Origin of the sequence: Synechococcus sp. MU1655 (assembly GCF_023630655.1) — a bacterium.
Classification (GTDB): domain Bacteria; phylum Cyanobacteriota; class Cyanobacteriia; order PCC-6307; family Cyanobiaceae; genus Synechococcus_C.
On record NZ_JAKUHK010000053.1, the window covers coordinates 1 to 9,221 of the forward strand.

Here is a 9,221-nt window from a genome sequence, read left to right on the forward strand (position 1 = left end):
GACGCACACCCAGCGCCATCGCCTCGGCCACTGGCGCACTCACGGCACCGTGCTGCTCGAGCAGCGGTTCAGGCACGGATAACAGATCACGCTTGACGGCATTGGCATAGGAGATCACCCCGCCAAGCATCACGGAAGACGCTCCAGGCACCGCTGTGAGCTGAGCGCCTAACCCCCCACCCGTGCAGGATTCCGCCACAGACAGAGTTTGACCTGCTTGCCCAAGCCGCTTCAACACAACAGAGGCGAGCGAATCTTGATCCACGCCAAAGCAAAGGTTGCCCGTGCGCTGGCGCAACGCCTGCTCGGTTTGATCCACCAGCACCCAAGCCTTCGAAGGTTCATCTGCACAAGCCGTAATCCTGAGCTTCACCTCGCCGCGGCCGGCATAGGGCGCAACGGTGGGGTTGTCCCCTTCCAGCAGATCAGCCACCTGTTCGGCCAACGTGGATTCGCCGATTCCCCAGAAATGCAGCAAACGGCTCACAAACACACCTTGGGAAAGCCCAGACGAGCGAAACCAGGGCGCGGCCGTGGCCTTCCACATCGCTTTCATCTCACTGGGTACTCCAGGAAACGTGAGCAAGGTGAATCCAGGTACCGGGGTCCAAATCATGCCGGGAGCTGTTCCCGTTGGATTCCATAAAACCTCAGCGCCAACAGGCAAGAGCGCCTGACGACGGGTTTCAGGGCCAGGGGTGCGACCGCGGCTACGGGCTTTCTCTTCAATGTCAGACCAAACGTCGGCTCGCTCTTTCAAAGGAACAGAAAACGCAGCTGCAATCGCCTCCGTGGTGAGATCATCGGGGGTTGGTCCAAGCCCACCGGTCACGATCAACACGTTGGAGCGTTGCGCAATCTCCTGAATCAGGGCAATCAAACGATCGCGGTTGTCGCCCACAACGGTTTGGCGAAAATGAGGGAGGCCCAGAGAGGCAAGTTCCTCGGACAGCCAACGGGCATTGCCGTTGAGGATGTTGCCAAGCAGGAGCTCCGTCCCAACACAGAGAATCTCAACACCAGAGCGCTCCAAGCGATCAGCCATGGCGGTCAGGGGCTGACGGGTCGAGATGTGAAGGTTCAATCGCCGCTTCGAGATGACGCTGTCGATTGATGGTCACCACCGTGGCAACAAGGATCGCCGTCGCAAGCCCAAGCCAAAGAAAACGCATTTCCACGTTGGCAACCACCATGGCCAACGACGCCAACCACTGCGTGAAAACGTAGATCAAAACGACCGTGCGTCGATGGCTAAAGCCAGCACGAAGAAGGCGGTGATGGAGATGGCGACGATCTGGATAAAAAGGAGAGTGACCATCGCTGAGACGCCCCATGATCACAGCCGACATATCGGCCAAGGGCAGCGAAAGAATCAACAACGGCAGCAACAGGCTCACCGTTGTCAACCCTTTCGCCGGGCCCACAATGCTGACGGCGGCCAGGGTGAACCCTAAGAAATACGATCCGCCATCACCCATAAAAATGCGCGCTGGATTGAAGTTGTGGCGGAGGAAGCCAAGACAACTTCCAGCTAACGCTGCAGCAAGAAAAGCCGCCGCCGGCTGATGGAGCGAAAAACTGACCGACACCAAGCCAATCGCTGCGATCCCAGCAACACCTGCGGCCAAACCATCAAGACCGTCGAGCCAGTTGATCGCATTGGTGATCCCCACCAGCCAAATCACCGTGGCGACCAAGCTGAGAAAATCAGGAAGCAGCAAGGCTTCAGAGCTGCTTGCTAACCAGGGCAGATCAATCGCTCCAATCCGAACACCCTGAGACCAAACCACCACCGAAACAGCGATCTGACCCGCCAAGCGCGGCCAAGGTGAGAGGGCGAATAGATCGTCAGCAAGACCGATGAAGAAAAAGCAGAGAGACCCCGCAAGCGTGGTCCAGATCAGCTGATCACGGGCCGGAGCCAACAGGCCAAACCCACCCATCCACCACGTCACCCCAAGGGACAAACAAAAGCCCAGCACGAGGGCGATGCCCCCCAATCGCACCATGGGGGTGGTGTGCTGTTTACGCGAATCGGGCTGATCCGTGAGACCTAATCTCAAACCCAGCCCGCGGACTAGGGGGACGAGCAGCGTTGTAATGACAGCAGCGGCCACCAGACTCGCCGAAGCGACTGCGAGAGGAGTACTCGCGAACGTCACAAAAAACTCCGGCGAAAGGTCACCAAACAGGATCTTTTAGAAGCGAATCTTAGGCAGAAAAAAGCTGAAGGACACGCCGCTTAAGACCCTCAAGCGAGAGCCGGTTCCAAAGCCGGGGCATAGAGCGGAAACCGCTTGCAAAGATCACTAACTCGCTCCAAACAACGCGCCTGAATGGCGTCATCTTCAGGGTTCTGAAGGCGATCAGCGATCACATCAGCAACCTCTTGAAAGGCCTGCTCGTCGAAGCCACGGGTGGTGAGAGCAGCCGTTCCCAAACGCAAACCACTCGTCACGAAAGGGGACTCCGGATCAAAGGGAACCGTGTTCTTGTTGGCTGTGATGTGCACATCACTCACCAACAGATCAGCCACCTTGCCGGTCATCCCGATGCTGCGCAAATCCAAAAGCACCACATGGTTATCGGTCCCACCACTCACCACATCAATCTTTCGCTCCTGAAGACGGGCCGCAAGGGCCTGAGCATTGGCAACAACCTGACGGCTATAGGCCTTGAAATCAGGCTGCAACGCTTCGCCGAACGCCACAGCTTTGGCTGCAATCACGTGTTCAAGCGGTCCACCTTGCGACCCTGGAAAGACCGCCTTGTCAAATCGACGCGCGAACTCTGCATCGCGACACAGGATCAAGCCACCACGGGGGCCGCGCAGGGTTTTGTGCGTGGTGGTGGTCACAACATCACAGTGAGGCACTGGACTTGCATGCACTCCAGCCGCCACGAGGCCGGCGATATGGGCCATGTCTGCCAACAGGTAGGCACCCACTTCATCCGCAATGGAACGGAACGCGGCGAAGTCAATCGAGCGCGGGTAAGCCGAGTATCCACAAATCATCAGCTTGGGCTTGTGCTCAAGAGCCAGCTTGCGGATGGCCTCCATGTCGAGGCGCTGAGTCTCTTTGTCAACGCCGTACTGAACCACGTTGAACCACTTGCCACTGACATTCACCGGTGAGCCATGGGTGAGATGCCCCCCATGACTGAGGTCCATCCCAAGAATCGTGTCACCCGGCTGAAGCAAGGCAAGAAACACAGCGAAGTTCGCCTGAGCGCCGCTATGGGGCTGAACATTCGCCCAAGCCGCATCAAACAGCTCCTTGGCCCGCGTGATTGCCAATTCTTCGATCGCATCCACGTGCTCACAGCCGCCGTAATAACGCTTATGGGGCAACCCCTCGGCGTATTTATTGGTGAGAACCGATCCCTGAGCCTCCATCACCGCCTTGGAGGTGAAGTTCTCCGATGCAATCAACTCAAGATGTGTCTCCTGACGCATCTGCTCTTGATCGATCAAACCAGCAATGGCAGGGTCTGCAGCCTTCAACGATGCATTAATCGGGGCTGCGGAGCGATCTGTCATGCGTTTCAAATTTCAATGCACGAATCGTAGGGAAGAGGTCCCTTCAACATACGAATCTTCAAAAAAAAACTGCCTTGTTGGCAGTTTTCAAAAGCGCGCCTGGAGAGATTCGAACTCCCGACCCTCTGATCCGTAGTCAGATGCTCTAATCCGCTGAGCTACAAGCGCTTGGAAGCCACCATCTGACCGTATCGAGGCACCCTTCGTCAACCAGTGGCCATCACAACACGTCAAAATCAAAGAAGTCACGAGGGTCATCTCCCATGCCGCTCCGCTGGTACGGACCCGCCGATCCGAACAATGCCACCTATCGGCATTTCAACAGGGTGGTTAATTTCTGCCTCCACGCCGGTGGATTTGCCGCTGTCAATAGCGGCCTCTGGTTCGTGCAAGAGATGCGTCACCCCTGGAGCCACCTCGACCTGTGGAGTGAAGCTTGGTTGGGGGTGTTAATTGTTCACCTGCTGGTCGTGATCCGACTCCGCCCTGGCAAAGACGCAGACAAAGACGAGAGCTGAGTCAGCATGCAATCAGCCGTTCCGACTCCACAACGATGACTCTGGACTCAGCTGATCTACGCGCCCTCACCTCAACACTGGCGGACCGTCTTTACATCCAAGTGGCTGGATGGCACTTGTATTTAGGAGATGCCGGCTTAGCCGAAACCCTTGCGATTGAATGCAGCGCTCTACTCGACCAAGGCGCCGTTGTGGCTGCACGACAAGCGCTGGAGGCCGTTCAAGTGCCGATTGGGGGAGGAACTGCGCGATTACCGATGGCACGTCTGTTGCCGTCCTCTCAACTTTCGGACCTCGAGGAGATTCTCGAAGGACACTGCCGATAAGGTTGAAACGTTGTTGGACTCTGCCGTGCTGATCATCGAGGTCACCAACGCCCGCGATGTGGTCCGGCAACGGATCGGCCGCCTTGGCGAACGCTTGATCGGGAAGGTTGTCGATCCCGAAGCCCAGGTTGAGAAAGCTCTCATCCAGGAAATGGAAACCGCCTTTCGCGACTTTGGAATCGAAGCGCGCATTCTTTCGGTGCAAGGCCCCCAGCTCGTTGGTCGACAACAGCTCGAGTTACCGATCCAGGTGCGGGAAGACCGAGAGGTCCGTCTCAACGACGAGTGAAGCGTCGCGTCAGGCCTTGGCTGATCTCACAAACCTCTTGAACGTTGAACGCTTGACCCAACGCCATAAACACCAGAACCCCCAGAGATCCCGAAAGGCCGACCTGCAGGAGGCGGCCCACAAGATCAACAGGCCAACGCACCCCTTGGCTCAAGCCCCAGGCAACGATCCCAGCGCCTATGGCTGCAACCGTTAAGCGCAAACCATCCATGCCCCAGCGTCTCAACGGCAACACTTTGAGGCGATGCTGCAGGGCCAACAAGAGGGCGACGCAGGTCAGCACGTTGATCACAACGGTGGCCAGCACCAACCCCGCTGCACCGAAATTGAAGGGAAGCTGAGGGCCCCAAGGCGTTGGGCCACCCACCAGCGCCCAGTCGAACACCACATTGAGTCCAATGCCGATGACCGAAAGGCGAAAGGGTGTGGTGCCGTCGCCCAAGGCGTAAAACACGCGCACCAAAACGTCTCGGCCGAGATAGGCCGGCATGCCAAGTCCATAGGCCATTAGCAAGCCCGTCACGAGCTCCACCGCACCTTGGTTGAACGCACCGCGTTCGTAAACCAAAGCCACAATTGGTGAGGCGAGAGCCAGAAACAAGGCCCCAAGGGGAAGCATCGACGCCGTTGACAACATCAAACCCTGACGGATTCGAGCAATCAGCTCCGGGCGATCTTGCGCAGCCGTGAGACGGGAAAAGGTTGGCAGCAGCGGCACCAACAAAGCATTGGAAATCAACCCCAGCGGCGTTTGAACCAACAAATTGGCGTAACCAAGCCCAGCCGCTGCTCCCAGCAAGCCCGAAGCAAAAAACAAATCGGTAAACACATTGATCTGCAACATTCCCGACGACAGGGTGGCTGGGCCCATCACCTGCCAAACCTCTTGAACCCCGGGATGGCGCCAATCCCAGGCGAGACGCAACTGAACCAGTCCCTGCTTCATCAGGGCAGGCAGCTGCAGAAGCCATTGCAGAAAGGCACCGACCAGGGTGGATAACGCCAACACCACCCCTCCCCAGAGCGCGAGAGAGGGAGTTGAGATTGCGGATCCCGCCTGCCACCAGAGCAAACCGATCCCCACGATGAGGGCGAGGCTGGACATCAACGGCGAAATCGCCGGGATCCAGAACTCATCAGCAGCATTGAGCGATCCAAAGCCAAGGCCGATCAGACCAGCCAAGAGCGCCATGGGAGCCATCACTTGGAGTTGCACCGCGGCGATGCGATGCAACTCCGGATTAAGGCCAGGGCCGACGAGTGTGATCAATGGATCAGCTGCCAACACGAGAACGATCGTTAACACCAGCAGCAGAGCGCTAACCATCGTGTTCAACGTGGCCAAAATGTGCGCTCCCTCCTCTCTGGGACGGCGGCTGAGCACGCTCACCATGGCGCTATGAAATGGCCCGTTGATCCCTCCCAACAGGATCAAGAGGAATCCAGGAAGGACGTAGGCGTAGTTGTAAGCGTCGTAAGCAGCACCCACCCCGAAGGCTGCCGCAATCACCAACTGACGCACTAAACCGCCAACCTTGCTCAGCAACGTGCCGTAGGTCACGACCAAAGCAATGCGCTTGAGAGATCTCGCCATTCGTTGTCTCTTCACAGCCCTTCTGAGCGAGCATTCTCAACCCTGCGCCAGGCCACCATGGGCCGATTCAGCCAGCAACCATGACCGGTACGTCGATCCTTGAATTTCCAGCCCTCAGCGAAGGTGTGCTCCTAAAGCGCTACAAACGCTTTCTGGCTGATGTGGAGCTCAACGATGGACAAGTCGTCACGGTCCACTGTGCCAACACGGGGCCTATGAAAGGCGTGCTCCATCCCGGTGGGAGAGTCCGGGTGCGCCATGCCCCTTCCCCGAAGCGCAAGTTGGCCTGGACTTGGGAGCAAGCTGAGATCCCAAGCAGTGACGGAACGCTCTGCTGGGCTGGCATTAATACGGCTTTGCCGAACAAACTGATTCGGGCCCTGATTGAAGCCGGTGGACTCAAAGACCAGCTCGGCCCGATCAAGACCATCCGCGCCGAAGTGCCCTATGGCCTCAATCGCAGAAGTCGCATTGACTTATTGCTTACCCCAGACGACAGCGCCGACGATCAACGCCCCATCTACGTTGAAGTGAAAAACACCACCTGGTGTCAGGGCGAGGTTGCGCTCTTCCCAGACACCGTCACGGAACGGGGACAAAAACACCTGGAGGAACTGACGGCGCTCCTTCCTGATGCACGAGGTGTCCTGGTTCCCTGCCTGAGCCGGCCGGATGTCATCGCCTTCGCGCCGGGCGACAGCGCAGATCCCCGCTACGGGGATCTGTTCAGACAGGCCCTGGCAGCAGGGGTTGAGGTGCTGCCTTGCTGCTTCAGTTTTTATGAGGACCAGATCAAATGGGAAGGAGTCAGGACCGTTTGTCCTCGCCTGTAAAAAGGCTCAAATCATTGGGAAACGCACATTCGGTAGCAACAACGACTTAAAAAGTGTGCGCAGGCGAGCAGTTTTGGGAAGCGGAATAGGACTTCAGCGTCCTGCCTCTCTTGCAGTCCTGCTTTCTTCTATGACAACTGCTTACGAGTCGCCCAACACGCGACGCAAATCTCGCCTCCAGGAGGCAAGTCTTTTGGAGGGCCCGATGCTCCTCCTTCAAAGCATTCGCGGTTTTAAAACCAATCGCTCACTCTTGTGGCTTGGCTGCGTGCCACTGGCCCTTTTCGGTCTTGGGCTTTTCAACCTCTCGGCTCACGCCGCAGAGATGCCGGAACTCAATGCAGCATTTTTAGCCAACAATCTTTGGCTGCTGGTTGCGACGATCCTGGTGATTTTCATGAACGCCGGTTTCGCCATGGTCGAAGCCGGAATGTGCCGCCAAAAAAATGCGGTCAATATTCTCGCTAAAAATCTGTTCGTCTTTGCACTTGCCGTAACCGCCTACTGGTTCGTTGGCTATTCGTTGATGTATGGCAATGCCATTGCCGCTGGCTGGCTCTATTTCAACGGGTTGTTTTTTGATCCAGCTGTTACGCCCGAACTAATTTCAGAAGCTGGCCTTGTTCCAAGTGTTGACTTCTTGTTTCAGGCTGCTTTCGCTGGAACAGCAGCAACCATCGTTTCAGGCCTCGTCGCTGAGCGCGTGAAATTTGGCGAATTCGTGGTGTTTTCGCTCATTCTCACTGCATTCATCTATCCCATTGCGGGTAGTTGGGAATGGAATGGAGGCTGGCTGAACTCCGTTGGTGACAAAGAATTTATCGATTTTGCTGGTTCATCCATTGTTCACTCCGTTGGAGCCTGGGCTGGACTGATTGGAGCCATGCTTCTTGGCCCTCGTATCGGCAAATTCATTGATGGCAAGCCTCAGGCGATCCCTGGCCACAACATGGCCATTGCCACTCTTGGTGCACTGATTCTTTGGATTGGCTGGTATGGATTCAACCCTGGTTCCCAGCTCGCCATGGATCAGTGGGTCCCTTACGTTGCTGTAACAACAACCTTGGCGGCGGCTGGTGGAGCGATCGGTGCCACCGTGATCTCAACCCTGACCTCCGGCAAACCTGACCTGACAATGATCATCAACGGCATCCTTGCCGGCCTGGTGAGCATCACGGCAGGTTGCGGCAACCTCACTTTTGTTGGCTCCTGGGTTGCTGGTCTGATCGGCGGAATCATCGTTGTCTTTGCCGTATCAGCGCTTGACGCATCAGGCATCGACGATCCGGTTGGAGCCTTCTCAGTCCATGGCGTGTGTGGCGTCTGGGGAACTTTGGTGGTTGGTCTTTGGGGCTTTGATATCCAGGGGGATGGCTCTCCCCTCGGCTTGCTTGTCGGAGGTGGCATCAGCCAGCTCGGCATCCAAGCTCTCGGTTGTGCGGCCTATGCCATTTGGACGATCGTGACCTGCTGGATTGCTTGGTCCGTGATCGGTGGCTTGTTCGGAGGCATCCGAGTCACCGAGAAGGAAGAAGTGGAAGGCCTTGATATTGGTGAGCACGGAATGGAGGCCTATCCAGATTTCGTGTCATCAGGCCGATAACCCCTTCCATTAGCAGCATTTGATCTGCTCTTCACCCTGACCCATCCTGGGCCAGGGTTTTTTATTGGCATCCACGATCAGTCGCTAGTGCCAGACAGCCCATAGAGTCGAACCATTGCCGTCACAGATATGGATACTCACGCCTTCAAACGCTCCCTTCATCACTCCGATCGCTACAACCGGCGAGGCTTCGGTCGAGCTGACGAGGTGGCTGGCAGTCTGGAACAGGCGTACCAAAGCAGCCTGATTGGTTCCATCCGAGACAACGGGTACAACCTGACCCATGGCCGACTCAAGGTGCGCCTCGCCGAAGCGTTTGGATTTTGCTGGGGAGTGGAAAGGGCTGTCGCCATGGCTTACGAGACGCGACGTCACTACCCGCAAGAACGCATCTGGATCACCAACGAAATCATCCATAACCCCTCAGTGAATGACCACCTAAGAGAAATGGACGTGTTGTTCATCTCCGTGGAGGGTGGAGTGAAGGACTTTTCGGGCGTGGCAACGGGCGATGTGG

9 protein-coding genes, 1 tRNA gene and 1 pseudogene are annotated in these 9,221 nt (G+C 56.9%); 6 read left to right on the forward strand and 5 right to left on the reverse strand.

Going from position 1 to position 9,221, the window contains the following annotated elements; all coding sequences use genetic code 11:
• The 4 genes from NCN04_RS04210 to NCN04_RS04225 form a co-directional block, all read right to left on the reverse strand.
• On the reverse strand, positions 1–1,045 hold a 1,045-nt coding region (locus tag NCN04_RS04210), incomplete at its 3' end, for a competence/damage-inducible protein A (protein ID WP_250395267.1).
• The gene (locus NCN04_RS04215; protein WP_250395268.1) at positions 1,038–2,162 is read right to left on the reverse strand and encodes an MraY family glycosyltransferase; all 1,125 of its coding nucleotides are present in this window, start codon (positions 2,160–2,162) and stop codon (positions 1,038–1,040) included. The genes NCN04_RS04210 and NCN04_RS04215, both read right to left, overlap by 8 nt.
• A gap of 89 nt (positions 2,163–2,251) precedes the next feature.
• Complete coding sequence (gene glyA, locus NCN04_RS04220; protein WP_284498567.1) at positions 2,252–3,541, reverse strand: serine hydroxymethyltransferase; 1,290 nt, start codon at positions 3,539–3,541, stop codon at positions 2,252–2,254.
• A 94-nt stretch (positions 3,542–3,635) separates the two neighbouring features.
• Positions 3,636–3,709 (reverse strand) — tRNA-Arg (locus tag NCN04_RS04225).
• 95 nt (positions 3,710–3,804) lie between these two features.
• Between NCN04_RS04225 and NCN04_RS04230 the strand changes: the two genes are divergently transcribed.
• The 3 genes from NCN04_RS04230 to NCN04_RS04240 are packed head-to-tail and all read left to right on the forward strand — an operon-like array spanning position 3,805 to position 4,674.
• Positions 3,805–4,059 carry a hypothetical protein gene (locus NCN04_RS04230; RefSeq protein WP_048347805.1) on the forward strand — a complete coding sequence of 85 codons (255 nt, stop codon included), beginning with the start codon at positions 3,805–3,807 and terminating at the stop codon, positions 4,057–4,059.
• Between the two features lie 35 nt (positions 4,060–4,094).
• Positions 4,095–4,385: a DUF3181 family protein gene (locus tag NCN04_RS04235; RefSeq protein ID WP_048347804.1), complete on the forward strand. Its 291-nt coding sequence runs from the start codon at positions 4,095–4,097 to the stop codon at positions 4,383–4,385.
• A 25-nt stretch (positions 4,386–4,410) separates the two neighbouring features.
• Positions 4,411–4,674: a hypothetical protein gene (locus tag NCN04_RS04240; protein ID WP_048348448.1), complete on the forward strand. Its 264-nt coding sequence runs from the start codon at positions 4,411–4,413 to the stop codon at positions 4,672–4,674.
• Here NCN04_RS04240 and murJ read toward each other — a convergent pair.
• Positions 4,661–6,268, reverse strand: coding sequence for a murein biosynthesis integral membrane protein MurJ (gene murJ / locus NCN04_RS04245; protein WP_250395269.1), 1,608 nt, complete (start codon positions 6,266–6,268; stop codon positions 4,661–4,663). The genes NCN04_RS04240 and murJ overlap by 14 nt on opposite strands.
• A gap of 80 nt (positions 6,269–6,348) precedes the next feature.
• Here murJ and sfsA point away from each other — a divergent pair, with 80 nt between their 5' ends.
• The 3 genes and pseudogenes from sfsA to NCN04_RS04260 all read left to right on the forward strand — a co-directional run.
• Positions 6,349–7,101 (forward strand): DNA/RNA nuclease SfsA, encoded by a 753-nt coding sequence (sfsA, locus tag NCN04_RS04250; protein WP_250395270.1) that lies wholly within the window; start codon positions 6,349–6,351, stop codon positions 7,099–7,101.
• 130 nt (positions 7,102–7,231) lie between these two features.
• Positions 7,232–8,704 carry an ammonium transporter gene (locus NCN04_RS04255; protein WP_011618273.1) on the forward strand — a complete coding sequence of 491 codons (1,473 nt, stop codon included), beginning with the start codon at positions 7,232–7,234 and terminating at the stop codon, positions 8,702–8,704.
• Between the two features lie 129 nt (positions 8,705–8,833).
• Positions 8,834–9,221 (forward strand): annotated as a pseudogene (locus NCN04_RS04260) (4-hydroxy-3-methylbut-2-enyl diphosphate reductase); the annotation flags it as partial.

Excerpts from the sequence above, each read along its gene's own strand:
- glyA (WP_284498567.1), bottom strand. The coding sequence starts at position 3,541 with ATGACAGATCGCTCCGCAGCCCCGATTAATGCATCGTTGAAGGCTGCA.
- NCN04_RS04230 (WP_048347805.1), top strand. The coding sequence starts at position 3,805 with ATGCCGCTCCGCTGGTACGGACCCGCCGATCCGAACAATGCCACCTAT.
- NCN04_RS04235 (WP_048347804.1), top strand. The coding sequence starts at position 4,095 with ATGACTCTGGACTCAGCTGATCTACGCGCCCTCACCTCAACACTGGCG.
- murJ (WP_250395269.1), bottom strand. The coding sequence starts at position 6,268 with ATGGCGAGATCTCTCAAGCGCATTGCTTTGGTCGTGACCTACGGCACG.
- sfsA (WP_250395270.1), top strand. The coding sequence starts at position 6,349 with ATGACCGGTACGTCGATCCTTGAATTTCCAGCCCTCAGCGAAGGTGTG.
- NCN04_RS04255 (WP_011618273.1), top strand. The coding sequence starts at position 7,232 with ATGACAACTGCTTACGAGTCGCCCAACACGCGACGCAAATCTCGCCTC.